The organism is Polymorphobacter sp. PAMC 29334 (genome assembly GCF_019431245.1).
In the GTDB taxonomy this organism is placed as follows: Bacteria; Pseudomonadota; Alphaproteobacteria; order Sphingomonadales; family Sphingomonadaceae; genus Polymorphobacter_B; species Polymorphobacter_B megasporae.
The window spans coordinates 1,875,439-1,900,038 of record NZ_CP080243.1 but is presented as its reverse complement, the minus strand read 5'-3'; the positions used below and the strand labels follow the sequence as shown (position 1 = coordinate 1,900,038).

Annotated in this window: 22 protein-coding genes and 1 tRNA gene; 15 read left to right on the top strand and 8 right to left on the bottom strand. The window is 65.1% G+C overall.

Annotated elements, in window-relative coordinates; genetic code table 11:
- The first annotated feature begins 77 nt into the window (after positions 1 to 77).
- From KZX46_RS12895 to KZX46_RS12880, 4 genes are all read left to right on the top strand, one after another.
- Positions 78 to 1,016 (top strand): sensor domain-containing diguanylate cyclase, encoded by a 939-nt coding sequence (locus tag KZX46_RS12895; protein WP_219774336.1) that lies wholly within the window; start codon positions 78 to 80, stop codon positions 1,014 to 1,016.
- Between the two features lie 71 nt (positions 1,017 to 1,087).
- Positions 1,088 to 4,102 carry a YdbH domain-containing protein gene (locus KZX46_RS12890; protein ID WP_219774335.1) on the top strand — a complete coding sequence of 1,005 codons (3,015 nt, stop codon included), beginning with the start codon at positions 1,088 to 1,090 and terminating at the stop codon, positions 4,100 to 4,102.
- 64 nt (positions 4,103 to 4,166) lie between these two features.
- Positions 4,167 to 4,343 carry a YnbE family lipoprotein gene (locus KZX46_RS12885; RefSeq protein ID WP_226895938.1) on the top strand — a complete coding sequence of 59 codons (177 nt, stop codon included), beginning with the start codon at positions 4,167 to 4,169 and terminating at the stop codon, positions 4,341 to 4,343.
- Positions 4,343 to 4,729 (top strand): YdbL family protein, encoded by a 387-nt coding sequence (locus KZX46_RS12880; RefSeq protein WP_219774334.1) that lies wholly within the window; start codon positions 4,343 to 4,345, stop codon positions 4,727 to 4,729. The genes KZX46_RS12885 and KZX46_RS12880 overlap by 1 nt, the downstream gene beginning before the upstream one ends.
- 227 nt (positions 4,730 to 4,956) lie before the next feature.
- Here KZX46_RS12880 and KZX46_RS12875 read toward each other — a convergent pair.
- The 5 genes from KZX46_RS12875 to KZX46_RS12855 all read right to left on the bottom strand — a co-directional run bounded on the left by KZX46_RS12875 (position 4,957) and on the right by KZX46_RS12855 (position 10,167).
- Positions 4,957 to 5,031 (bottom strand) — tRNA-Gln (locus tag KZX46_RS12875).
- Between the two features lie 54 nt (positions 5,032 to 5,085).
- A complete protein-coding gene (locus KZX46_RS12870; RefSeq protein WP_219774333.1) occupies positions 5,086 to 6,114 on the bottom strand; it encodes an MraY family glycosyltransferase in 1,029 nt (342 codons plus the stop codon).
- A 5-nt stretch (positions 6,115 to 6,119) separates the two neighbouring features.
- On the bottom strand, positions 6,120 to 8,861 hold the full coding sequence (locus tag KZX46_RS12865; protein ID WP_219774332.1) for an SLBB domain-containing protein: 2,742 nt from the start codon (positions 8,859 to 8,861) through the stop codon (positions 6,120 to 6,122).
- A gap of 206 nt (positions 8,862 to 9,067) precedes the next feature.
- Positions 9,068 to 9,442 (bottom strand): DUF192 domain-containing protein, encoded by a 375-nt coding sequence (locus KZX46_RS12860; RefSeq protein ID WP_219774331.1) that lies wholly within the window; start codon positions 9,440 to 9,442, stop codon positions 9,068 to 9,070.
- Positions 9,443 to 9,558: 116 nt separating this feature from the next.
- Positions 9,559 to 10,167: a cold-shock protein gene (locus tag KZX46_RS12855; RefSeq protein ID WP_219774330.1), complete on the bottom strand. Its 609-nt coding sequence runs from the start codon at positions 10,165 to 10,167 to the stop codon at positions 9,559 to 9,561.
- 182 nt (positions 10,168 to 10,349) lie between these two features.
- On the opposite strand from KZX46_RS12855, the gene KZX46_RS12850 reads away from it, so the two are divergent.
- From KZX46_RS12850 to KZX46_RS22915, 3 genes are read left to right on the top strand one after another with little or no spacing between them, the layout of a single operon-like run.
- Positions 10,350 to 11,009 carry a CoxG family protein gene (locus tag KZX46_RS12850; RefSeq protein ID WP_219774329.1) on the top strand — a complete coding sequence of 220 codons (660 nt, stop codon included), beginning with the start codon at positions 10,350 to 10,352 and terminating at the stop codon, positions 11,007 to 11,009.
- Complete coding sequence (locus KZX46_RS12845) at positions 11,006 to 11,980, top strand: XdhC family protein (protein WP_219774328.1); 975 nt, start codon at positions 11,006 to 11,008, stop codon at positions 11,978 to 11,980. Before KZX46_RS12850 ends, KZX46_RS12845 begins: the two co-directional genes overlap by 4 nt.
- Complete coding sequence (locus KZX46_RS22915; protein ID WP_226895936.1) at positions 11,935 to 13,569, top strand: NTP transferase domain-containing protein; 1,635 nt, start codon at positions 11,935 to 11,937, stop codon at positions 13,567 to 13,569. The genes KZX46_RS12845 and KZX46_RS22915 overlap by 46 nt, the downstream gene beginning before the upstream one ends.
- Here KZX46_RS22915 and KZX46_RS12835 read toward each other — a convergent pair.
- On the bottom strand, positions 13,556 to 14,077 hold the full coding sequence (locus KZX46_RS12835) for a phage tail protein (protein ID WP_219774327.1): 522 nt from the start codon (positions 14,075 to 14,077) through the stop codon (positions 13,556 to 13,558). The two genes, KZX46_RS22915 and KZX46_RS12835, sit on opposite strands and share 14 nt — an antisense overlap.
- A 45-nt stretch (positions 14,078 to 14,122) precedes the next feature.
- Entirely contained in the window at positions 14,123 to 14,581 is a 459-nt protein-coding gene (locus KZX46_RS12830) for a regulatory protein RecX (protein WP_226895935.1), read from the bottom strand.
- A 295-nt stretch (positions 14,582 to 14,876) separates the two neighbouring features.
- On the opposite strand from KZX46_RS12830, the gene KZX46_RS12825 reads away from it, so the two are divergent.
- From KZX46_RS12825 to KZX46_RS12810, 4 genes are all read left to right on the top strand, one after another.
- Positions 14,877 to 16,628 (top strand): fatty acyl-AMP ligase, encoded by a 1,752-nt coding sequence (locus KZX46_RS12825; protein WP_226895934.1) that lies wholly within the window; start codon positions 14,877 to 14,879, stop codon positions 16,626 to 16,628.
- Between the two features lie 169 nt (positions 16,629 to 16,797).
- The gene (locus KZX46_RS12820; protein WP_219774325.1) at positions 16,798 to 17,709 is read left to right on the top strand and encodes an NAD(P)-dependent oxidoreductase; all 912 of its coding nucleotides are present in this window, start codon (positions 16,798 to 16,800) and stop codon (positions 17,707 to 17,709) included.
- Positions 17,710 to 17,754: 45 nt separating this feature from the next.
- Positions 17,755 to 17,997 carry an acyl carrier protein gene (locus tag KZX46_RS12815; protein WP_216710794.1) on the top strand — a complete coding sequence of 81 codons (243 nt, stop codon included), beginning with the start codon at positions 17,755 to 17,757 and terminating at the stop codon, positions 17,995 to 17,997.
- Positions 17,998 to 18,008: 11 nt separating this feature from the next.
- Entirely contained in the window at positions 18,009 to 19,223 is a 1,215-nt protein-coding gene (locus KZX46_RS12810) for an aminotransferase class I/II-fold pyridoxal phosphate-dependent enzyme (protein ID WP_219774324.1), read from the top strand.
- A 95-nt stretch (positions 19,224 to 19,318) separates the two neighbouring features.
- Here KZX46_RS12810 and KZX46_RS12805 read toward each other — a convergent pair whose 3' ends face one another.
- Positions 19,319 to 19,786, bottom strand: a complete 468-nt coding sequence (locus KZX46_RS12805) for a hypothetical protein (protein ID WP_219774323.1) — start codon at positions 19,784 to 19,786, stop codon at positions 19,319 to 19,321.
- A gap of 367 nt (positions 19,787 to 20,153) precedes the next feature.
- On the opposite strand from KZX46_RS12805, the gene KZX46_RS12800 reads away from it, so the two are divergent.
- The 4 genes from KZX46_RS12800 to KZX46_RS12785 all read left to right on the top strand — a co-directional run bounded on the left by KZX46_RS12800 (position 20,154) and on the right by KZX46_RS12785 (position 24,520).
- Positions 20,154 to 21,398, top strand: a complete 1,245-nt coding sequence (locus KZX46_RS12800) for an LptF/LptG family permease (protein ID WP_226895933.1) — start codon at positions 20,154 to 20,156, stop codon at positions 21,396 to 21,398.
- Entirely contained in the window at positions 21,395 to 22,483 is a 1,089-nt protein-coding gene (lptG, locus tag KZX46_RS12795; protein ID WP_219774322.1) for an LPS export ABC transporter permease LptG, read from the top strand. Before KZX46_RS12800 ends, lptG begins: the two co-directional genes overlap by 4 nt.
- A gap of 145 nt (positions 22,484 to 22,628) precedes the next feature.
- Positions 22,629 to 23,366, top strand: coding sequence for a sterol desaturase family protein (locus KZX46_RS12790; RefSeq protein ID WP_219776989.1), 738 nt, complete (start codon positions 22,629 to 22,631; stop codon positions 23,364 to 23,366).
- Positions 23,363 to 24,520: an N-acetyltransferase gene (locus KZX46_RS12785; protein WP_219774321.1), complete on the top strand. Its 1,158-nt coding sequence runs from the start codon at positions 23,363 to 23,365 to the stop codon at positions 24,518 to 24,520. The genes KZX46_RS12790 and KZX46_RS12785 overlap by 4 nt, the downstream gene beginning before the upstream one ends.
- Positions 24,521 to 24,600 lie beyond the last annotated feature (80 nt).

The window sequence follows — 24,600 nt, the reverse complement described above, 5'->3', positions numbered from 1 at the left end:
ACCAGCGTTTCGCTCCACGAACAGTGCTGCTAAAGTTTTCTTCAAGTTGTCTGGCCTTTGAACCGTGAGCTACGCGCATGATGTCGGCGAGCGATCTGACTGATCTGCAGGTATTCATCGAGTTAGTGCCGAGTCCGGTTATCGTAAAAAATCGTGATCATCGCTTGATTATGGTTAACAATCTTGCTTGTGAACTTTTCCAGCGCTCTCGTGAAGTTCTGATCGCGCGATTTGCCGAAGATCTTTTCACCCCTGACGAAGTCCAGGCTTTTCATGAAGCCGACGACAGGGTTTTTTCGACTGGAGCGATCGACGAAAGCGAAGAGCCTTTGACCGACGCATATGGAAATGTCCGTTATCTGATCACACGCAAGCAACGGATAAATGTCAACGATATCGATTATCTGATCGCAGTGCTCACCGACGTGACGGCCTATCGCGAAGCCGAAGAACATGCTCGAAACCTGTCTCTGCACGATCCGCTAACAGGCTTGCCAAATAGAATATTGTTCTGGAATCGTATCGAAGACGCTGTGTTGAGAAGCTCTGGCAGCAATGCCCTCATGCTGATCGATCTGGATAACTTCAAAGCGATCAATGACAATTATGGGCACGCTACCGGCGATAATCTTATCATCGACTTCAGCGATCGATTGTTGGCCTTGACTCGTCCCACCGATACGGTCGCCCGGATTGGTGGCGACGAATTCGCGATATTGCTGACCGATATTTCAGACAACTCGGTCGTCGGGTCGATATGCGAGCAGATAATACACGAGGCGTCGGACCTGCCATCGCTGATGGGCAAAGATGCCCACATCGGCGCCTCGATCGGTGTCGTGCCTCCGGGATGCGGGCTCGTCGACCAAGCCGAAATGCTCCGACGAGCGGATGTGGCTCTCTACCAAGCCAAGCGCGACGGTCGTGGGTGCTGGCGCGCCTACACCGAGGAATTCGATCATGCGCTGTTGAATCATCGCTCGGAAAGCGCCGCGACGATCTTGGCCGGCGAATAGCAAGCGCCGCGCGAAACGTGGCGGCGTGGCTTCGCGCTTGAATCGCTGCGGCGATTGGAGGAGTTGGCAACGTGGCCGCTTCCTATCGCCCCCGCTTTATATTGCGCCTCGCAGGCGCGACGCTGCTGATCGCTGCGTTCGGCCTGACCGCGCTGTGGATAGGCCGAGCGCCGGTAACCGATGCCGCCGTCCTCCAATATCTCGCGGCGAAAGGCGTCGATGCCGCAGCCAAGACGATAACTGTCGAGCGCAACAGGCTGGTCTTCGACAACGTCCGGCTGGGTCCCGGAGCATCGCCTGATCTTACGGCGCGTCGGATTGTAATCGATTTCAAATGGTCTGCCTTTCGCCCGTTGATCGCTGGGGTTCGCCTCGACGGTGCGATGCTCAAGGTTCACGCGGATGGCGGCGGCGTCAGCTTCGGTAGTCTCGATCGGCTGATCCCGCCCGATCGTTCGACGCGATTTCCCGCGTTTCGGCTCGACGCCGCCGATGCGGCAGTTACGCTGCTGACACCGGCAGGAACGATCGACGCCCGGGTCGACGCAGCTGGCCAACTCGATCGTGATTTCCGGGCGACGGCGCGGACGGCGACCGTCACCTTGCAATGGGCCAACTGCAGCGCGACGGTTCCAGAGGCACACTTCACCATAACCACTGCCGCGCGGGACTTTGCGGTTGCCGGCCAAGGCCATCTGGTGCGGTCGTTGTGTCGCGGAGCGACCGTGCCAACTGCGGCGTGGACGCTGACGGTCGCCGCGCCGCTCCCCCTCAACAGCCTGAGTGCGCATGCCAGCGTTACGGCCCCTACGGTGCAAGCAGCGGGTACGACGCTTTCAGGGCTCGCGATCGACGCCGCGCTTGAAGGGCCGCCCGCCGGACTGCACGGCAGCTGGACCGCCGGCCTCGCGGGTCTCATTCATGGCTCCGACCGGGCCGGCCCGACGAAGGCAGGTGGATCGTTGAAACTCGCCCCCGGCGGCACGGTGCACATCGACGCGACTGTCGCAGCACACGCCGTACAACCCGCGACACTCATCGCGCTATTGCCGTCGCGGGTAGGACTGCCAACGCTTGCCGCCAAGCTCGTCACTCGCGCCGGTGCCGCCTTGCGGCGGATCGACGTCCTCGCTCACGTCGACGGGGATGTTGCACCCGGGGTGCGCGTTCGCATTTCCGACCTCAAGGCAGACGGCGCGGGTAACGCGGAATTGCGCTTTACCGGCCGCGATATCGAATGGACGCGTGACACGATCACCCTCGACGGTCGGGTCACCGTTAAGGGGGGCGGCCTCCCCACTATCGACATCGCTGGCGCGGGTAGCGCCAACGGCGGCCATGGTCTCGTCGCCATCGGACCGTGGCGCGACGGTGGCGATGCAATCGAGCTGACCGGCGGTCGCTTCGACGTGACAGCGGGGCACGCGACCACAGGCGGAACGCTGCGTGTGTCGAGCGGTTTCGACGGCGGGCGCGTCGATGGCCTGGCGCTGCCGCTCGATGTGGCGTTCGATCGACAGACCGGCGTGGCGATCGGTACCGGCTGCGTTCCAATCGGCTTCGATCGTGCCAGCATCGCGACGACGCAGCTGGGCGCAACCGCCGCAATGCTTTGCTCGTCCCGCCGCGGACCGCTTGCCACGCTGCATGGCACTCATGTCGCGGCAGCGATGACGGTCGACGGTCTGGGCACGCGCGGTACCGCAGGCGGGCGGGCGTTCGCGGCGAGCGCAGGGCGATTTGGCCTCCGTATCGGTGGCACCCTCGCCGCTCCCGAAATCGCCGTGTCGAACGTCGATCTTACCGTCGTGTCCGACCCGTGGCGCGGTGGCGCGCGTCTCAACGCTCGCGCAGAGCGGACCTTGTCCGGGTGGACGGGAACGGGTGCGATATCGGCGCTGCGGGCCGTCGGCCCCTTCGGGGTCGCGAGCAACGGTCGCGGGCGCTGGCAGCTGGCGAACGGCGTCCTGACGCTCGACGATGCCGACGTCGCGTTCGCCGATCCGCGCCCGGCCCCGGCGTTCAATCCCCTTCACCTGACCGGCATCAAAGGTCGTCTGGCGAGCCAGGCTCTGACTGGTCGCGCAACCGTCGAGCTGGCCAATGGCGCGAGACTGGCGACGGTCATGGGCTTCTACGATCTCGCCGGAAGCATCGGTCGCGTAGCGCTGTTATCCGCGCTGACCTTCGCGCCTACCCTCCAACCCGTCGACATCAGCGGCCTTGCGCGCGGACTCGCGGCGAACGTCGTGGGAGGGGTAAGCACCATCGCAACGCTGGAGATCGCCGGCAACAAGGTGACCGGGGCCGGGACGGTGCAACTGGCGGGCGTTGGGCTGGCCACCGCGGCGCTCGGCCCGGTGACGGGCATCGATGGCATCATCGCCTTCGACGACTTGCCGTCGCTGCACACCCCGCCCCACCAGACGTTGCATATCGCCTCGCTCGATCCAGGCGTGGCCGTCGACGACGTGTCGGTCCGTTTTCAGCTTCTCGATCGCAACTCGGTGGCGATCGAGCGGCTTGCCTGGCCGTTTACCGGGGGTACGATGACCGTCGAGCCGACCGTGCTCCGAGCCGACGTGCCCCGCCGGACGTTTACGGTCGACGTCGACGGTCTTGATGCTGAACAATTCCTGCAGCGCTTTCAAATCAAGAACCTGAGCGCCACCGGCAAATTCGACGGGGTCTTGCCGCTCGTCTTCGAGCGCTCGGCAGGACGAATTGCTGGTGGCGTTCTCACCGCTCGCGACGGCGGCGGCCTTCTCCAATATGTCGGCGAGGTCGGCCAAGCGAGCATGGGCGCGGCCGGGCGGCTTGCCTTCGACGCGCTCCGACGGTTGCGTTACCGGACGCTGACGCTGCGGCTCGATGGCGACCTCGACGCGGAGATCGTGACGGCGATCGATTTCACCGGCACCAACGAAGCCCCCCTTCAGACAGGAAGCCGACTTCCGGTGCGCGCGACGGGGCTGCCGTTCAAGTTTGGCGTGACGGTGCGAGCACCTTTTCGATTGCTGTTGGGCACGGCCGCCTCGTTCAGCGACGCACGTGCGGTGATCCGCTCCGCAAAGCCCGTCGAATAGCGGTTCAGGCCGGATAAATTGGCGGTGCGATAGCCCGCGTCACATGATAGAAGGTTCCATGCAAATGAGCCGCGCTGGATTTCTGTTCGTTTTAATCGTGCCGCTCGCCGGCTGTATTCAGCTCCGCGCTCCGGACAAGCCGATCGAGATTACGCTCAACGTCAATATCCGTCAGGAAGTGGTCGTCCGGCTTGAGAAAGACGTGCAGGACCTGATCAAGAAAAACCCGGGAATTTTTTGATGGCCTGCGTGCGAACCGCCATTTTGCTCGCGACGCTGCTCGGCATCGGCGCGCCGGCACTTGCCCAGGCCGCTGATCCCGTGGTCGAGGCCGCGCGCGATGCGGGCACCGTCGGGGAACAAGCGGACGGCTATCTCGGTGTCCGCGGCGGAAGCCCCGACCTGGCCAAGCACGTCGGGCAGATCAACATCCAGCGACGCGCGGTCTACACCGACGCGGCCGCCGCCAAGACCGGGGTCACAGTCGTCGACGTGGCCGCCGCCGCGGGCTGCCAGCTCCTCGCCAACCGCGTCGCGCCAGGCCAGTATTACCGCACGACGACCGGTGAGTGGCGCCAGCGCGCGGGCTCGGCGACCGTTATGTTGCCCGCGTATTGCGGCCGGTGACGCGGAGATTTTTGAAGGTTTGCCGGTCACGGTTGAAAGTCCGAGTTGCGACAGAACCGATTTTCCCAGCCATGTCATGATCGCAGGCCCGCGTCCGTTAGGCATCCTTTCGAGCGCAAGATTTGATCGCTCAGCGCGACGCCCTGCGGGCGAGTTCCTTGTATTGGGATGGGCGACATCACGAGCACAGGGCGCACTACAGGCCGCTTGAGCGACGTATGAGGGATTGGCTGGGGCGGCAGGATTCGAACCTGCGGATGCCGGTACCAAAAACCGGTGCCTTACCACTTGGCGACGCCCCAACATGCGTGCGCGCCGCTTCTACCCTGTCGCCTCGCGATGGCAAGCTGCGCGGATCACGCGAGCTTTGGAGATGGACGATGTGCGAGGCCGAGAATGACGGTGTACGCGATTGACGTCACGCCAAGCCAAAGGCCTGCGGTCCCCGGGAACAACGTTGCTGCTGCATTTGGGACGATAACCAGCGTGATGTAGACCCCGAGCCCGTACGGCCAACCCACTCGCGCATAGAGGTAATGGTGCAGATGATCGCGGCCGCCATGAAAGGGCGATCGCCGCTGCCAGACCCTAAAGACCAGCAAACGGACAGTGTCGAGCACCGGCACCGCGAACAGCAGAATGATATCGTCGGCACCGATGTCGTTGAAGTGATGGTTGTACGCATAGATCGCCAGCAGGCCGAACAGTGCCGACAACGCATAGCTGCCACCGTCGCCAAGAAACAAACGACTGCGCATGTTGAACCACAACAGGATCGCCAGCGCACCGGCGGTTGCGGCCATAACCGGCGCCATCACCGGGGGCAACCATCGCAACAGCATCGCCGACCAGACAAGCCCGAGACTAATCACAATGCCGTTTTTGCCGTCGGCCATGTTGACCGCATTGAGCAAGCCAACAAGGCACAACAGGGTGAACGGGATCGACGTTAGCCCGAGGATGCGTACCACCGGCTGGTGAGAGAATCGGACGAACGAGATTGCAAAATCCGGGGCTGTGACGATCACCAACAGAAGTACCATCGCCCCGACCCCGAGCCGCGAGCGGACGCTGAGTTCGAAACGGTCGTCGGCAACTCCGATCACGAACATTGCCGCGACCGCGATACCGAGCCACGCGACATGACGCTCGACCGTCGGCCCCAAGTCGGCTGGCAACGTCAAAATCGCGATGATCGCGCCGAGACTTATCCCAGCTATCACCAACCCGCCAACGAGCGGCGTGACCCGCGCATGCTGCTTGCGGCCGCCGGCATCGTCGGGAAAGTCGAGCAACCCCAGTGACGTCCCGAGTGGCAGCGCAAAGGAGCAAGCGACAAACGTCGCAAGCGCGGCAAGCAGCGCGCTGATCAGCTCGGCCAGCACTCCCGCTACCTCGCCAGCAGAGCGATCGTCGCGACCGACGTGATCAGGGTGCCGAGAATACCCGAGACGTCGCGGACGATATCGAGCGTGAAGAGCGGGTCGATGTCCTTCGGCACAATGATCGTACTCCCCGGCGGCACGATGATGTTTTCAGCACGCTTGGTAACATTGCGCAGCGGCTGGGCGGTACCGTTCGGCAGGACAAGGAATATTCGGCGCTTGTCGGCGGTCTTGGCCGTCCCACCGGTCTCGCCCAGATATTCACGCGCGGACTTGCCCGCGACGAACTGGAGAGCACCAGGATTGCTGACGTCGCCGAGCGCGAGGACAAAGTTCGGTCGCTTCGGCACATAGATCGTATCGCCCGATTCAAGCACGGTATCGAGATCCGGACGCAGCGCCAGGGCCCGCGGATCCGCCTCGATCACGACGCGGCCAGGTGCCTCGACCGACGAGAGCTGCTCGATCAGCCGCGCTGCCGACGCCGTCGAATCGGTAGCGCCGCTACCCGTTTTGCGCGCTGATACCGCCAGCAACGCATTGGTCAGTTCGCGCCCTGTCCGGCGGATGCCCTCCTGCTGGGCCTCCTTGACACTTCGCCGAGTGAAGATCGTGCCGTACGGATACGCCAGCGTGCTCATCCCACCAGCCCGCGCGATCAGTTCCGACAGCTTCTCACCCTTGCGGATCGTGTACAGGCCGGGACGCTCGAATTCGCCGGTCAAAAGGACACCGCCCGACTCGAACTGGGGCTGGGCACCATTGAACCGCAAATCGTCGCCCGACCGGATCGTCACGCCAGTCAGCGCGATAGTGTCTGCCACCGGAATACGCTGCTCGCCACGCGCGGTGGTCAGGTCGAGCGTCAACGCATCGACATTTGGGATCAGGCCTTGAGCGATCGCGGCGACGTCGCGCGCGCTGATCGAGCCAGCGACGGGATATGCGCCGGGACTGCGGACCGCACCGCCGACACCGATCGCGTTCTCGATCAGCACCGGCAAAAGATCGGGCTCCTCCTCGAACACCGCCGGGCAGCGCGAAGCGGGGCGGCGGTCGCTCGCCGCAATAGAGCCATCGTCGGTGAAGTCGGTCGGCAACGCACGATCACTCGACGCACGATTGCTCGCCATTGCGATCGGTTGCTGGTCGTTTTGGCCATACTGCGACTGGTTCGACTGGAGCTGACCTGCCTGAGCCTGGCCAGCCTGAGCCTGACCCGCCTGCTGGCCGGCAACCGCCTGTGCCGCAAGGGCATCGCCGCCGGTGCGGAACGCCTCATCACCGCGACGACCGCTCTGGAGGTTGCCGCCGACCGCGACGTCGCTCTGGCCGTTGCGCTCGACGATCAGCGCACCGCGCGTCACGACATCGAAGCGCGGTGACTTGGTATCGCTGACCAGCGCCTCGAGCCGCGCGAGCGACCGGCACTCCGGATATGGGTTCGCCTGCCTCAAAACGACGCGGCGGACCGGGGTCTGGTTAAGAAACGCGATGTCGGTCCGGCTGAAGACATACAACCGGTCGTCGCTGCGCAGCGCAACGGGCGGCCGCGATCGCAACGCGTCGATCAGGTTGACCGGCTGGAACTCGCGCGAAGCGGTGATCGGGTCACGCCGGATCAGGACCGCCATCGGCAGATAGGTATCGAAGCGAAGGTCGGCGACATCGCCGACGAGGTCGCGCACCATCGGCACAGCGACCAGCGGGCGCGGCCCGGGGTTCTGTACATAGCCACGCAGGACGACGCGTCCGGTCGCGCCGCCAGCGCTGCCGCCGACAAGCTGGATTGCGTCGCCTGGCTGAATGTTGCTCGCGAGGCTCGCCGCCTTGACGAAGACTTCGGCGCCGCCCGCATCGATGCGGCTGATAGCGATCGTGTTGCCGCGTGGCCGAAGGGCGCCGCCCGCATAGTCGAGCACCGCACCGACGCTCGTCCCGCGCCGGACTTCATAGATGCCGGGTCGCGCAACCGCGCCAGCCACCGCGACGGTGTCGCCGATGACAGGTACGATGATCCGGTCGCCGTCCTGCAGACGGGTCGCGGGCGGCGTGCCGATGCCAAGCAGCCCGTAAAGATCGACCGAGATGGCGCCGCCGGCGCGAACAATGCGCACATTCCGGAGCGATCCCGACCGTCGGATACCACCGGCGAGCGCGAGCGCGCTGCCGACGTCGGAGAGCGACGTGAGATTGAACTGACCGGGCCGGTCGACCTCGCCGCCAACGAAAACAGTGATCGCGTGGACCGAGCCAAGCGAGACATACACCTCGGTACCAAGCAGGGTACGCTTGGTCTGGGCGGCAATATCGCGCCGGACCGACCCGATCGTGCGCCCGGCAGCCGGGATCGGAGCAAGCGCGCCGACGACCAACCGCCCTTCGCGATCGACCCGCACAGTCCGGCTTTCGTTGGTCGCGCCCTGAAACTGGACGACAAGTTCGTCACCGATCCCAACGACATAGGAATCGCTGACCGAGCCGGTCAGGGCGCCCGGACTGGTGCGCGCGTCCGACTGGAACAGGTCATAGCCGAACTGGCGCAGTGTCGGATCGGCGAGCCGGCTACGAAACTCGCGCTCAATCGGCGACGGCGTGTATAGCCGGTCAAGCTGCGCGCGCGATTGCTGGCGGCGAAGCTCCTGCTCCTCAATCGTGTCGAGGCGTCCGGTCGCCGGTTGCTGGTCGACGGTGCTATTATTGTCGGCACGCGCGCGGTCGAGCGGACTGACCGAAGACGTGTTCAACGACCCTGAAGACGATGCACCAAGTTGCCCCTGCAGCTGCTGTAATACCCGCGGATCGACACTCTGGGCGGAAGCGGACGTGCCGACGATAGTGGCGAAAAGCGCCGTTACGGCTCGCCAACGGCGCATCACCATATTTGTCCCTACCCGCGGAAATCGCTTGACGGCGCGGTGTACGCACCGTCGGACGCCGCGTCAATTCGGCGTCAATTAAGGGTATAGCTGACCTTGTCGCCGGGTCTCAGCCCGATCCGCGCAGCCTCTCCGGCGTTCAATTCGAGAACGGCGGACACCGGCCCGCCTGAAGTAATCTCGGCGCGGCTGAACGGAACTGCGTTTGCCGCGATCCGCCGAACCGTCCGGTCGGGCGCGATGAACACGATATCGAGCGGAAGGTACGTGCCCTCCATCCAGAAGTCGGCCTCGCGCGCGACGGCGAGCGGGAAGATCATGCCGTGGTCGCGGGCCATCGTCTTGCGGAGCATGAGGCCGCGGGCCTGCTCGGTCGTCGTACGTGCAACCTCGACGGTGTATTTATGGTTTTCACCACCCGCGACGAGCGTCAGTGGAACCGTCGCCAACGTCGGGTTGGCAACAAGAGGCGTTTCTTGCGCAAACGCAGGGGCCGAAAAGGCTGGAAACAGACAAAGCAGCGAAAGCGCTGCAGCGCACGACAGTCGCAACATTAAACAAACCTCTACGAGCCGGGCGTGTCCGCCAATTCGGCGGTATTCGTATCACCTTCGAGTACGACGGCAAGTGGTCCCTTCTGGCCTTCGGCAATCCGCGCGCGAAGAGGCTGTCCAGGTTCGAGCTCGGTCAGACCGGCACGACGTACCGTCTCCATATGCACGAAGATATCCTGCTCGCTATCGGGGCGAACGACGAAGCCATAGCCCTTCAGGCGATTGAACCATTTGACTGCAACACGCTCGAATGGACCGGCGTTTTCGACGAGACGCTCGTGATCGGGTCGCGCCGACGCGCGCAAAACCGCAGTTTCCGGATCGGGGCCTGTCGCGGTTGTCAGATCGAGCTCGAGGATCGCCCGCACTTGCCGCCCGCGCTGACGGCTGACCGTATCGCAGACCAGCCGCGCACCTTCGGGAAGCGTCCGCCGGGCGACGTCGCGCAGAACCGAGAAGTGAATCAGTATATCGCTGCCCCCATCGTCGGGAACGATGAAGCCATAGCCACGAACGACATCGAACCATTTGACCGCACCACCGACGCGGACTCCCGCCTCGACCATATGATCGCCCAATCCGACGCTCTTCGAGTCCAGCGAGACCGCAGGCTCGAGCATGCGGTACCCCCACGCAAAGTCTCAATCAACTCGTCCTGTAACATGACCGGGCCAGATGTGAAATGACTTGTTCGCAGTTTGGTTAAGACGATTAGAATGTCGCAGTCAGCGGTGCGATGCTATCCCGCAGTTTCCGCGCGGCTCAGAGGGATCGAAAGTTCATGGAATTAAAGGGCGAGAGCTTGATTGCCGCCCCTCGCGAGCGGGTATGGACCGCGCTCAACAATCCAGTGATCCTTGCGCGATGCATTGAAGGGGTCGAATCGCTTGTAGAATCGACTGGAGACGACGGCGCGACTCGTCTCGATGGCAAGATGAATGCGCGGGTTGGACCGGTCCGTGCGACTTTCGTGGGTGGCGTCACCCTGACCGAGGTCGACGCACCGAACCGTTACGTCCTTGTCGGCGAGGGCAAAGGCGGGGTCGCCGGATTCGCCAAAGGGTCGGCTGAGGTCAGATTGAGTGACGCCGATGTCGCCGGTGTCACCGGTACACGTCTAGATTATGCCGTCACGTCGAGCGTCGGCGGCAAGCTCGCCCAGCTCGGGGCTCGGCTGATTGAGGGAACCGCGCGCGGCTATGCCGAGACCTTCTTCACGCGCTTCAAGGCCGAGGTCGAGACGCCGGACGCGAACACCCCGGTTGGCGATGCTTCTGCCGGCGACGCCCCGGCGGTCGAAATGCCGGTGACATCTCCGCAGATTGAAGCGACTGCAACGACCCCGAGCAGCGAGGTGCAGAGCTTGCATGGCACGCGCGCGCGCACCGGCTTGACCCCGCTCATTTGGGGAACCGTCCTGATCCTGATCGTTATCGTCGTGCTGATCTGGGAGATGAGATGACCGCTGGCGACGATCTCGATCGTGTTCTGACCGCCGCGCGCGACTGGCGCGCCGCCGGGCATGGCGTTGCGCTGGCGACGGTGATCGATACGTGGGGATCGGCCCCGCGCCGGGTCGGCAGCCATCTCGCCGTGCGCGACGATGGGCTGTTCGAAGGGTCGGTCAGCGGCGGCTGCGTCGAGGGCGACGTCATCACCGAGGCAATCGACCTAATCGCGAGCGGCGGGTTTAAGCGGCTCGACTATGGGGTTGCCGACGCGACCGCGTGGGAAGTCGGCCTCGCGTGCGGCGGCAAGATATCAGTTCTTTTGCAGGCGGTCGCCGATGCGCGGTTTGCTCCCGACCTGATCGAGCGCCTGATCGAAGCTCGGGCGGCTGGAACCGCGGTAACGCTGGTGACCGACCTTGCTTCAGGGACCACTGTCGAGATTGAGCGCGGAGACGAGAGCGCCGCCGAGACTTTCGCCTACGCCTATGCCCCACCGCTGCGTCTCGCGGTGATCGGAGCAGTCCATATCGCGCAGACGCTGGTGCCGATTGCCCGGCTGCTCGGCTACGCGCCGCTGGTGGTCGACCCGCGCGGACTCTTCGCCAAGGACGCCCGTTTCGACGGCATCACGCTCGACGACGGCTGGCCTGACGAGGCGCTCGCGCGGTGGCGCCCGAATGCGGCAAGCGCGGTGGTCGCGCTCAGTCACGACCCGAAGCTCGACGATGTCGCACTTGCGGCGGCTCTCCGGTCGGAGGCGTTTTACATCGCCGCCTTGGGGTCGCGGAAGAACCACGCCAGCCGGCTTGAGCGGCTCGCGGCTCAAGGTTTTGGTGAAGCGACGCTGGCGCGTGTCCGCGGTCCCGCTGGGCTCGACATCGGCGCGGCCAACCCCGCCGAGATCGCGCTGTCGATAGCGGCGCAGATGACGGCGGCGTGGCGCGGCCGATTGCCGCTGGCGGCACCGGTGCCGGGCATTTGATCTTCGGCCCGGTCGCGACCATCGACGCAGCCGGCACGGTTCTCGCCCATGCACTGCTGGTCGACGGCGACCGCTGGCCGAAGGGACGGCTGCTCAGTGACGCCGATATCGCAGCTGCGTCGGAGGCAGGCATCGCGACGATCGTCGTCGCCCGGATCGGAACCGATGATGTCGCCGAAGACGCCGCTGCGGCCAAGCTTGCTGCCACGTTGGCCGGCCCGGGTGTCATCGCAACCGCTGCCGCGCATGGCCGGACCAACCTGATCGCCACCGCAAACGGCCTTTTGCTCCTCGATCGGGCAGCGATCGATCGGGTCAACGCGGTCGACGAGAGCATCACCGTTGGCACGCTCGCGCCGATGACCCGTGTCGCTGCTGGCGACGTCATCGCGACGGTCAAGCTTATTCCGTTCGCGGTGCCGGTCAGCGCGCTCGACGCCACCGTCGCCACCGCCACGCCGATCGTTGTCGCGGGGTTTCGCCCGCGCCGCTTCCGCCTGCTTCAGACGCGCCTTCCAGCAACCTCGGAAAAGATGCTGGCACGGACCGATGCGGTCACACGCGCCCGCATCATTGCCCTCGACAGCGCCCTCGATTCCGGCTGGGACGAGTGCGACCATGAAGCGGACGCCCTCGCTGGGTGGCTCACCGCACAACCCGCCAATGCGATCCTGCTTATCGCTGGAGCTTCGGCGACTGCCGACCGGCGCGACGTGATTCCCACCGCGATCGTTGCCGCTGGCGGCGCTGTCGAGCGGCTCGGGATGCCGGTCGATCCCGGCAACCTGCTGTGTCTCGGCGTGCTCGGCGGCCGCGCGGTGATCGGGCTGCCGGGGTGTGCCCGCAGCCCGAAGCGCAACGGCTTCGACTGGGTTCTCGAACGCCTCGCCGCAGGAATCGCTGTGACCAGTGGCGACATCGCTGCAATGGGGGTCGGCGGGCTGCTCCCCGAGGCCGAGCGCCCGCAACCCCGCGCCGCCCGCGCCCAGACCGTCACCGTCGGAGTCATCGTCCTCGCCGCCGGCCGATCGACGCGGATGGGCGCGGCGAACAAGCTGATCGCCGATCTAGACGGCAAGCCGGTCGTCGCGCATGTCGTCGATGCGATCGCCGCCGCCGGCCTGCCGCCGCCGATCGTCGTCGTCGGGCACATGGCGGCAGCGGTCCGCGCCGCGCTCGGCGATCGCCCCGCGACCTATGTCACCGCGCCCGACTTCGCCGAGGGGATGAGTCGATCGCTCCGTACCGGCCTCGCGGCGGCTCCTCTCGATTGGCGCGCGGCGATCATCGCGCTCGGCGACATGCCGTCGGTCGACGCGGAAACCTATGCCGCCCTCGCGGCGGCGGCGATCGACCGTGTCCCGGTGGTTATCCCGACATGGCATGGCAAGCGCGGCAACCCGCTTGCCTGGAGCCGCGCGCACTGGACCGAGCTTTCCGGAGTAACTGGCGATGGCGGCGGCAAGGTCCTCCTCGCGGCGCTCAGCGACCGTCTCGTCGAACTCCCGGTCGACGATCCTGGCATCCTCGCCGACGTCGACACGCCCGAAGCACTCGCAGCGCTGCGCCTGGGCGTCAGCCCGGGATGAGCGCCGGTTCGTGCGGCTCGACGACGCTGGTATCGCGCACCCAGCCTTCGTTCTGCAAGACCAGCGTCTGGATCGCGACCGTCTCGCCGTCGCTGTCGAGGTCGGGCAAGGCAACGTATTCGGACGGCCAACAGCGGAACAGCTTGTAAGCGAGCACCAACTGACCCGCCTCGTTCAGCAATTGGATGACGATGTCCTTGCGGAAGTCACGCAGCGAGACCTCGTTCCCCAGGCCTGCACCGAAATTGACGACCTTGTTGGCCCATTCCTCGAAAGCCGTGTCGTGCGTCACGCCGCGTTCGAGCGTGACCGGCGCATACTCGGTCTGCCCCGGTGACTTGCGCGACGACGATGGATCGCCCCCTTCGCGATGCTCGACGACCGCCGTCGTTCGCCTTAGGCCGCTGACCCGCGAGATCCCGGCGACGATATGGCCGTCCCATTTCACGCGGAACTTGAACGTCTTGTACGGGTCAAACCGCTGCGCGTTGACGGTGAATTGGGTCATTGGTGCCTCCGGTCTGACGAAATCGGGTACGCGCTCAAGCCACCTTCACTCCTCCATCTCTCCCGCGAGCACCCGCCGTGTCTCCGCGACGCCGTGGCCAGCGCGCATCATCGCGGCGAACTGTTTGCGGCGGCGGTCGGGATCGGGGGCGGCAGTGTCGTACGGACCGAGGCGGCGGCGGCGGGCGAAGGCGACTGCCGCCGCCATTGGGTCGCCGGTCGCCGCGACCTCCGCAGCGAGATCGCGGTCGATCCCCGCCGCGCCGAGATCGGCCGACACCCGCCGCGCGCCGAAGCCGCGCCCGGTCAGGCCGCGCCCGCGCGCCTCGGCGAAGACCCGGTCGTCGACGTAGCCGAGGTCGGCGAGCCGAGCGACGACGCTGTCGACCGGGGGACTCCCCTCCCCTTCCCAGCCGCGCTCCCACAGCTTGCGCGCGAGATAGCGGCGCAACTTCGCCTCGCTCGTCGCGTACTTACCGACGTAATGCAAAGCCAGATCGCGCAAATGCGCTGCGTCGAGCGGCTTTGGAGCCGGGCGTCCGGCCGGCCGCCGGGACGTGCCGGCAGCGGTGCGCGAGGGACGTCCGGGACCCATTTCGTTAACGCCACGTTCCTGCCACAGTCGCGTCCGATTTTGAACGCGCCGGAAAGCTACTCCGACCGGCGAGATTGGACCAGCTTCGCGCGTATCAGGGCAGGCGCACGCGAAAGGTGGCGGGGGATTGCAAGGAGGATCGCGGTTGCCGCAGTTGTCGATTGAGCCGGGTGCGTCGATTGAGCAAGGTGCGACCCGATCGGTCGTGCCGACGCCGACCATCGACCCGTTGCCGCGCCGCATTGCTGATTTCGCGACTCTTGGCGATGCCCTCGACTATGCCGCGCAGGGGAGCCGCGGGCTAAACTTCTTCGATGCGCGCGCTGAGCTCGTCCGGGCGTATCCGTTCGCCGAACTCCGCACCGACGCGCGCACCGACGCCGCACGGCTGATCGCCGCAGGTGCTCGTCCGGGCGATCGCGTCGCCCTCATCGCCGAGACCTCGGCCGAATTCGTCCGGCTGTTTTTCGGCGCGATCTATGCCGGGGCGCTGCCGACGCCGCTGCCGCTGCCGACCTCGTTCGGCGGGCGCGATGCCTACGTCGAGCAGATCCGCACGCAGTTGCTGAGCTGCGATCCCCTGCTCGTGCTGTCGCCGCCGGGGCTGTTCGCGCTTGTCGCCGAGGCCGCCGCGCCGCTCGACGGCTGCACCGCACACGACTGGGCAGCGTTCCACGACGCTGCCGCCGACGGCGTCGAGCTGCCGAGCGCGACCGCAGACGACATCGCCTATCTCCAATATTCAAGCGGCAGCACGCGTTTCCCGCACGGCGTCGCGGTGACCCACCGCGCGCTGCTGGCCAACCTCGCCGGGCACGCGACTTGCACACGGGTGCGCGAGACCGACCGCGTCATTTCGTGGCTGCCGTTCTACCACGACATGGGGCTTGTCGGCTGCCTGTTGTCGCCTCTCGCGAACCAGATGTCGGCCGACTATATCGCCACCGAGGACTTCGCTCGCCGTCCGCTGTCGTGGCTGACCCTCGTCAGCCGTAACGAGGGCACCACCCTCTCCTATTCGCCGACCTTCGGCTATGACATCTGCGCGCGCCGGATCAGCACCTCGATAGACGTCCGCGAGCGCTTCGACCTGTCGCGCTGGCGGGTCGCGGGCAACGGCGCCGATATGATTCGCCCCGAAGTGATGCAGCATTTCGTCGACGTGTTCGACGCCGCCGGCTTCCGCGCCGACGCCTTCCTGCCGAGCTACGGTCTTGCCGAGGCGACTCTCGCGGTGAGCATGATGCCGGTCGGCGAGGGCATCGTCACCGATCTCGTCGACGAGCGCGTCCTGTCGGGCGAAGGCTTTGCTGGCGTCGGTGCCGGGGCTAGCGCCGACGCCGCGATCGGTCGCCCGACGCGATACCGTGCCATCGTCAACTGCGGCCGCGCTCTACCGGGCCTGACGATCGAGATTCGCGACGAGACCGGCGCGCCGCTCGCCGATCGTCACATCGGGCGGCTGTTCGTCGCTGGCGAGGGCGTGATGGCGGGCTATTTCCGCGATGACGCGGCGACCGCGGCGTGCCTGTCGGACGGCTGGCTCGACACCGGCGACATGGGCTATCTCGCCGACGGCTACGTCTACATCGTCGGGCGCGCCAAGGACATGATCATCATCAACGGCAAGAACCATTGGCCGCAAGACATCGAATGGGCGATCGAACAACTTCCGGGCTTCAAGGCGGGCGACATCGCCGCCTTCGCGATCACCACCCCGGGCGGCGAGGAAGCCCCCGCCGTGCTCGTCCAGTGCCGCACGTCGGACCTCGCGGAACGGACGCATTTGCGCGAGGCGATCCGCACCAAGGTTCGTGCGATCACCGGGATGAGCTGCGTCGTCGAACTGGTGCCCCCGCGCACACTGCCGCGGACGTCGAGCGGCAAGCTGTCGCGGAGCAAGGCGCGGAGCCAGTATTTGTCGGGCGAGATCCAGCCGTTCGAGATCGCCGCCTGATCTCTCCCTCTCCCCTCGAGCAAGAGGGATGGTTGCGCCCTTCGCGCAACCAGGGTGAGGGTGAGGACGCCGCCACGCGCCTCACCTCCCCTTCGGAGCGACACTCACCCTCACCCTGGTCGCGAAGGCGCGACCGTCCCTCTCCCTCGAGGGGAGAGGGAAAACAGTCGTGATCGTCGCCGTCACCGGCGGCACCGGCTTCGTCGGCGGGCACCTCCTCGCCGCCGCGACCGCGCACGGCCACACCGTCCGCGCGCTGGCCCGCCGCCCGCAGCCCCCCCTCCCCAAGGTCGAATGGATCACCGGCGACCTCGCCAATCCCGGTGCCCTTTGCGACGGAGCCGACGCCGTCATCCACATCGCCGGCACCATCACAGCCACGTCCCGCGCCGAGTTCGACGCCGGCAACGTCGCCGGCACCGCAAGTATCATCGCCGCCACCCGCGCCGCCGGGGTCCGCCGCTTTGTCCATGTCTCGTCGCTCGCCGCGCGCGAACCCGGCCTGTCCGACTATGGCGCGAGCAAAGCAGCCGCCGAGGCGCTCGTCGCCGCATCCGGGCTCGACTGGGCGATCGTCCGCCCACCGGGAGTCTACGGCCCCGGCGACCGCGAGACGCTGCCGGTGTTCCAGATGGTCGCGCGCGGTATCGCAGTCCTCCCCGGCGACGGGCGCTTCTCGCTGATCGAGGTCGGCGACCTGTCGGCGGCGTTGCTCGCGCTGGCAGCCAGTGACGCCGGCGGCATCGCCGAGATCGACGACGGCCACGAAGCGTACTCGCACGCCGACCTTGCCCGCGCGATCGGTATGGCAGTGGGACGCTTTCCGATCCGGCTTCGCCTGCCGCTCGCCGTCCTCCGAGCGACAGCCACGATCGAGACTACCCTCGCCCGCATCCAGAAGCGCGGGCCGAGGATGACCCACGACCGCGCACGCTACCTCGCGCACCCCGATTGGGTCGCCGCGACGGCACGCGGACTCCCCGCGACACTGTGGCAGCCGAAGGTCCCTCTCGCCGAGGGACTCGCTCGTGCAGTCGCCTGGTATCGTGCGAACGGCTGGCTCGCCGCGGCCCGACTTTGACCATATTATCTTGGCAACTGGACGCTCAGCCGTCAGGAACACGCCATGCCCGCTCGCGAGACCATCTACGCCCGCATCGTCGACCTGATCGGCCCGCTCAATAAAAAGGCGGTGCCGTTGACCGAAGATACGAGCTTTTCCAACGATCTCGAGATGGATAGCCTGACGGTCATGGACCTCGTCGCCAACATCGAGGACGAGTGGGACATCGTGTTGCCGCTCAATATGCTGCCTGAGCTCGAGACGATCGGCCAGGTTGCCGACGCCGTCGCGAAGCTGGCGAAATAGGGGCCGCCGAGATGATCGACCTCCTCGACAAGTTCGACGCGATCGCCGGCGAGCGGCAGGCATATCTCGACGCGGGCGGACGCGACCCGGTCGGCGTGGTCATGTCCAAAGTCCTGTCGCCGACGCGCGCCATCATCAACGGTCGCGAGACGATCCTGATGGGCACCTATAATTATATGGGAATGACCTTCGACCCCGACGTCATCGCCGCTAGCGAAGCGGCGGTGCGCGACTTCGGCGCGGGCACCACCGGCAGCCGCTCGTTGAACGGTACCTACACCAGCCATCGCGAATGCGAGAACGCGCTCAAGGATTTCTACGGCACCAAGCACGCGATGGTCTTTTCGACCGGCTATCAGGCGAACTTGGGCGTCGTGTCCACGCTCGCCGGGCGCGGCGACTATGTCATCCTCGATGCCGACAGCCATGCGTCGATCTACGACGGCTGCGCGATGGGCAACGCCGACATCGTCCGCTTCCGCCACAACTCGGTCGAGGACCTCGACAAGCGCCTCGGCCGCCTGCCGCCAGAGGCCGGCAAGCTCGTCGTCCTCGAAGGCGTCTATTCGATGCTCGGTGACATCGCGCCGCTGGCCGAGATGGTCGCGGTGGCGAAGCGCCACGGCGCGATGGTCCTCGTCGACGAGGCGCACGCGATGGGCTTCTTTGGCGAGCACGGCCGCGGCGTTACCGAGGCGGCAGGGGTCGAGGACCAGGTCGACTTCATCATCGGCACCTTCTCTAAATCGGTCGGCACCGTCGGCGGCTTCTGCGTGTCGAACCATCCGAAATTCGAAGCACTGCGCCTCGTCTGCCGCCCGTACGTCTTCACCGCGTCGCTGCCGCCGTCGATCGTCGCCTCGTCGGCCGTGTCGATCCGCAAGCTGATGCACAACAGCGCCAAGCGCGCGCGGCTGTGGGAGAGCACTCGCGCGATGCACGCCGGGCTCAAGGCGCGCGGCTTCACGCTCGGCACTGCTACGGCCGAAAGCGCGATCCTCGCGGTGATCATGCCCGACCAGATGACGACGCTGGCGATGTGGCAATCGCTGCTCGAGCACGGCGTCTACGTTAATTTCGCGCGCCCCCCGGCGACGCCCACCGGCACCTACCTCCTCCGCTGCTCGCTGTGCGCCGAACACACGCCCGAACAGATCGCCGAAATCCTGCGCCAGTTCGACGCGGCGGCGACGGCGGTCGGATTGAGGTTGCCCGCAGCGGCTTAGCGCCGCACAGGTCCCGCCGAATGAAGTAACGCCGGATCGTCGCCTGAAATCGCGGGTCGCGACGTCGGTAACTGCCGGATCGCAAACGGTGCAAACTAGAAGTTAGGGTTGGCACCGTCTCCGGGACAATGCCCGGTCGGGCTATCCGCGCCCGGCAGCGCCCACCGGTCGGGCTGGTGCCGCGGGCGATCGGGCTTTGGGCACGGGACGTACCCGCGTTGCCGGGCAAGCGAGTCGACGACTTGATACTGCACCACCGGCGCGATCATCGCGGCGACGATACTGACCGCCACGAAGATCATGTAGCGACTGCTCCACTTCATCGTCCGCGCCGACGCGTTCTTCATGTCCTCGGACGTCGCCTGCTTGCCGACGAGCAGAACGAGCCCGACGCTGAACGTCATCGGAGCGAGCAACAAGCTCGCGACGGTATATTGCGCCGAGGTAATGACCTCGTGATGGTTAGAAAACCCGCTCAGCAGGTATAGAAAATCCTGCCCGACCAGAATGACAATCAAACCCGCGATAATGAAGCAGATTGCCGCGACGCCGACGGCCTTCAAGCGCCATGCTGTCGGCGCAATCATATCAATGACTGCAACATGTAACGCGCACTTTCGCCCCCTCCGATCCTCTGACTGAAATCATTGAACCTCTTCTCGATGCTGCGACGGTACTACTGCTGATAAATAGTTGCCAGCCTACATACGCCTGGGTGCCGACTTCCCGCCACCGACATTGAAGTTTGTCCAGTGAGCGTTTGTAGGTGGCGGTCACCTTTTCGATAAGTGATTGCCGCTGCGTATGTCACGATCGGCCGAGACCCGTGTCGCGATGTTTTGGCGGGTGACCGCGACCCTCGTGCCGGTTATATCCCGACTTCGAGGTCGACCGCCCCCGGTCCGACACGAGATTGAGGCACAAGCGGCTTTGCGTTTCCTTACCGGCTTCGACCGCTACCTCGCCCGGCTGATCCTCGTGCCGCTGCTCGCTTGCCTGACGATTGCGGCGATGCTGCTGCTGCTCGACAAGATGCTGAAATTGTTCGACTTCGTGATGAACGAAGGCGGGCCCGTGTCGGTCGTGTGGAAGATGCTCGGCAATCTCGTTCCCGAATATCTGTCGCTCGGCATCCCGATCGGGGTGATGCTCGGCATCCTGCTCGCGTTCCGCAACCTCGCTTTGTCGAGCGAGCTCGATGCGTTGCGCGCTGCGGGGGTGTCGTACAACCGGTTGATGCGCGTGCCGATCCTGCTCGCGATCGTATTCGCCGGCGTTAACTTTGTCATCGTCGGCTTCCTCGAGCCCTATTCGCGCTATGCTTATGAAGGGTTACAATTCGAATTGCGCTCAGGCGCGCTCGGCGCATCGATCAAGGTCGGCGAGTTCGCCAAGCTCGCCAAGAACACGACGCTGCGAGTCGAGGAGAGCCACGCCAAGGGCAGCGACCTGCGCGGGCTGTTCGTGCGAACCGAGGGCAAGAACGGCCAGTCGGTCGCGGTCACCGCCGAGCGCGGCACATTCCTGTCGACCGACGATCCCGACGTCATCCTGCTCCGCCTGACGAACGGGACGATGGTCCACACCGCGTCGAATTTCGTCGTGCCGCGCGTGCTGACGTTCAAGCAGCAGGACCTGCCGGTCAACCTGCCGTCGATCGGTAGTTTTCGCGCCCGTGGCGACGAGAACGCCGAGCTGACGCTCCCCGAACTCGCCCGCGCCGGCAAGGCCGATGTCGCACGTATTCTGCATCAGCAGAGCATCGCCGCGTTGAATCGGCGGCTGGTGCTCGTTCTGGTGATGCTCGTCCTCCCGTTCCTCGCGGTCGCGCTCGCTGTACCGCCAAAGCGGTCGACCTCGGCACTCGGCGTGTTCCTGTCGATCATCCTGCTGGTAACTTTCCACAAGACCAGCCAGTATGGCGAGGCGATGGGCGGTGCCGGGCGGGTCGATCCGGTGCTCGCGCAATGGGTACCGTTCGCCGGCTTCTCGGCATTGTCATTCTGGCTGTACTACGTCCTCGCCTATGTCCCCGGCGGCCAGCCGATCGGCGCGCTCGACCGCTGGTTCGGCAAGCTCGCCAGCATCGTCGCCGGGATGATCAAGCGCCCTGCGCCGTGGCATGAGAGCAAAGCTCCCGCAGCCGCCGCGGGCAGTGAAGTTCCCGCCGAATGACGTTGTTCCCGTCGCGAACGATCGCGCTCTACACCGCCCGGCTGCTGCTGACGCGCACGTTTGCCTTTCTCGGCGGGCTGGTCGTCATCTTGATGACGCTCGACCTGCTGGGTGAATCGAGCAAGATTCTCATCGTCCCGGGCAACACCGACGCCGACCTCTGGCATTACGTTGCGCTGCGAGTACCGCAGATCATCGCACTGTTCCTGCCGTTCGCGGTGTTGCTCGGCACGCTCGTGACGCTAACGACGCTCAACGCCAATTCGGAGGTGGTAATCTTCAAGTCAGCGGGGATTTCGGCGCACCAGATTCTGGCGCCACTGATCGTCGCGGCGCTCGGCATTGCCGCGATCAACTTCGTCTTCAACGAGAGCGTCGTGGTCAAGGCGAACAAGTCGCTCGCCGCGTGGCAGGCGGTCGAATACGGCAAGCTCGCGCCGATCACCACCGCCGCGACCGATGCCTGGGTCAAGGGCGGCGACGACCTGTTCCACGCCGGCTCGGTCAGCGGCGGCGGCGACCAGACCGTGCTTCACGACGTCACGATTTACGACCGGACCAAGGATCGCCTCGTTTCGGTCGTCCGCGCCGCGACCGCGCGGCCGATGCGCGGCGGCTGGGCATTGCGCGACGTTGCCACGTTCGATGTCGCCAAGGGCACCGAGGCGAAGTCGCCGAGCGCCGATTTCCCCAGCCCGGTCATGCCGGCGCAATTCACGACGACCGTCGTCACCGCCGCGTTCACGCCGTTCTGGGACTTGCTCCCCGAGATCAGCCAGCAGCGCGCGGCGGGCAAGCGAGTGACCTCGCTCGTCGCGGCGGCTAACCACAAGATTTCTGGGCCATTGTCGGCAATTCTGATGCCGCTGCTCGGCGCGGTCGCGGCGTTCGGGCTGGCCCGGTCGGGGCGGCTGTTCGTCCGCGCCGTGATCGGCATGTTCCTTGGCTTCGCCTTTTTCGTCGCCGATAACTTCGTCGTCGCGATGGGCAATTTCGGCACGGTGCCGCCGTTGCTAGCGGCATGGTCGGCTTTCCTGCTGTTTTTCCTGATCGGCGAGGCGGTCCTGTTCCGCTCCGAAGAGTGACGCCGCGACATTCAGGCTTGCCCATGCGTCCTAAAAGCGCCGCATTGCGTTCCTACATCGCTTGGCCAAGCATGGAGCACGACCAGTGAAAGCTGTCGCCGATACATCGACCGCAATCTGGAGCCGGTCGCATTACCTCAACAAGATGACGTTGCGCGAGCTCGTCGTTGCCTACTTTCAATATTATACGATCCGCACTTACCTCGTTATCGCCGCGCTCGCGATTGGCGTGGCGCTGTTGCAGCCGACGACGCTGGTCCGCGGTGCTGCCGCCGCCGGGTTCGTCATGCTGGTCTACCCGCTCGTCTGGTATTGCCTCCACCGCTGGGTGCTGCATAGCCAGTGGATGTGGAAGGTGCCGTTCCTCGCGTCAACGTGGAAGCGGATCCATTACGATCACCACCAGGATCCCAACCACCTCGAAATCCTGTTCGGCACGCTCAAGAGCGAGCTGCCGCCGGTGTTCATCATGACGCTGCCGTTCGGTTATGCGATCGGCGGGGTCGGCGGTGCTGCGGTCGCGCTCGCGACCGGAGTGCTAACGACATGCTTCTACGAATTCTGCCACTGCATCCAGCACTTGTCGTACAAGCCGAAGAGCAAGATGCTCGTGGCAATGAAGGCGCGTCACATGGCGCATCACTTCCACGACGAGACCGGCAATTTTGGCATCACCAACTTCGCGTGGGACCGGCTGTTTGGCACGTTCTACGAGCGTATCGAGCGCCCGACGCGCAGCGCGACGGTATTCAACCTCGGATATACCGGGGACGTCGCAGCAGTATATCCGTGGGTCGCCGACCTGTCGGGCGGAGTTGCCGCAGGCCATCCGCGCCAGCGCGATCGCGTCACCACCAAAGAACCGGAGCGTAAAGCAGCATGAGCAAGTCGGGGGGCGAGCTCAAGATCGTCGAAGCAATCACCGCCGCAGATCGCGGCAAGTTCATCGACCTGATTTATACGCTCTACAAGAGCGACCCGAATTGGGTCCCCCCGCTGCGTGGCGAAGCACTCGAACTGATTACCGGTATCGAGAAGAATCCGTGGTTCGGGCACGGCTACGCCAAGTTCTGGATGGCGATGCAGGACGGCAAGATCGTCGGCCGGATTTCGGCGCAGGTCGATAGCCTTGTGCTTGAACACATGGGCAAGGGCATCGGCCATTGGGGCATGTTCGAGTCGATCGACGACCAGCGCGTCGCCGACCTGCTGCTGAACACCGCCGAGACTTGGCTGCGCGGCGAGGGCATGACCAGTGCGATGGGGCCGTTCAGCATCTCGATCTGGGATGAGCCCGGCTTGCTTGTCGACGGCTTCGACCGCCCGCCGACGGTGATGATGGGGCACCATCTCAACTATTACGCCAAGCTGATCGAGGCGCACGGCTATGCCGGGATCAAGGATCTCCACACTTACGAGCTCCAGATCGACAAGCCCTTCCCCGACATCGTCCAGCGGATCGTCGCGGCGAGCGAGAAGAGCGGCAAGATCAAGACCCGCATGGTCGAAAAGTCGAAGTTCGCCGAGGAAGCGGCGATCATCATGGACATTCTTAACGACGCGTGGTCGGCGAATTGGGGCTTCGTGCCGCTGACGCCGCTTGAGGTCGCGCACGTCGGGGTTAAGCTCAAGCCGATCGTCTACAACGACATGATCCGTATCGCCGAGATCGACGGCGAACCGGTGGGCTTCTTGATTTCGCTCCCCGACCTCAACGAATTCACGGCCGACCTTGGCGGCAAGCTGTTCCCGTTCAACTGGGCCAAGCTGCTGTGGCGGCTGCGCAAGCCTAAGGTCCGTCGCATCCGCGTGCCGCTGATGGGGGTCCGCAAGTCGCTTCAGGGCAGCCGGCTGGCGTCGATCATGGTCTTCCAGATGATCGAATATATCCGCCGCACCGCAGTCGAGAATTACGGCGCCAAGCGCGGCGAGATCGGCTGGATTCTCGAGGACAACGGCCCGATGCGCAGCATTGCCGACGTCATTGAGGCCGAGGTGACGAAGACCTACCGGATCTTCGAGCGCTCGCTGGTTTAAGCCGGAAGTCCACGAAGTCCACACGATGTGAGGGTGGTTTTCCTCTCCCATTTGAGGAGGGGAAGTCGGCGAAAGTCTAA

Coding starts and splice junctions, on each gene's coding strand:
- KZX46_RS12895 (WP_219774336.1), top strand. CDS start 78: ATGATGTCGGCGAGCGATCTGACTGATCTGCAGGTATTCATCGAGTTA.
- KZX46_RS12885 (WP_226895938.1), top strand. CDS start 4,167: ATGAGCCGCGCTGGATTTCTGTTCGTTTTAATCGTGCCGCTCGCCGGC.
- KZX46_RS12880 (WP_219774334.1), top strand. CDS start 4,343: ATGGCCTGCGTGCGAACCGCCATTTTGCTCGCGACGCTGCTCGGCATC.
- KZX46_RS12855 (WP_219774330.1), bottom strand. CDS start 10,167: ATGCTCGAGCCTGCGGTCTCGCTGGACTCGAAGAGCGTCGGATTGGGC.
- KZX46_RS12845 (WP_219774328.1), top strand. CDS start 11,006: ATGACCGCTGGCGACGATCTCGATCGTGTTCTGACCGCCGCGCGCGAC.
- KZX46_RS12835 (WP_219774327.1), bottom strand. CDS start 14,077: ATGACCCAATTCACCGTCAACGCGCAGCGGTTTGACCCGTACAAGACG.
- KZX46_RS12815 (WP_216710794.1), top strand. CDS start 17,755: ATGCCCGCTCGCGAGACCATCTACGCCCGCATCGTCGACCTGATCGGC.
- KZX46_RS12810 (WP_219774324.1), top strand. CDS start 18,009: ATGATCGACCTCCTCGACAAGTTCGACGCGATCGCCGGCGAGCGGCAG.
- lptG (WP_219774322.1), top strand. CDS start 21,395: ATGACGTTGTTCCCGTCGCGAACGATCGCGCTCTACACCGCCCGGCTG.
- KZX46_RS12790 (WP_219776989.1), top strand. CDS start 22,629: ATGACGTTGCGCGAGCTCGTCGTTGCCTACTTTCAATATTATACGATC.
- KZX46_RS12785 (WP_219774321.1), top strand. CDS start 23,363: ATGAGCAAGTCGGGGGGCGAGCTCAAGATCGTCGAAGCAATCACCGCC.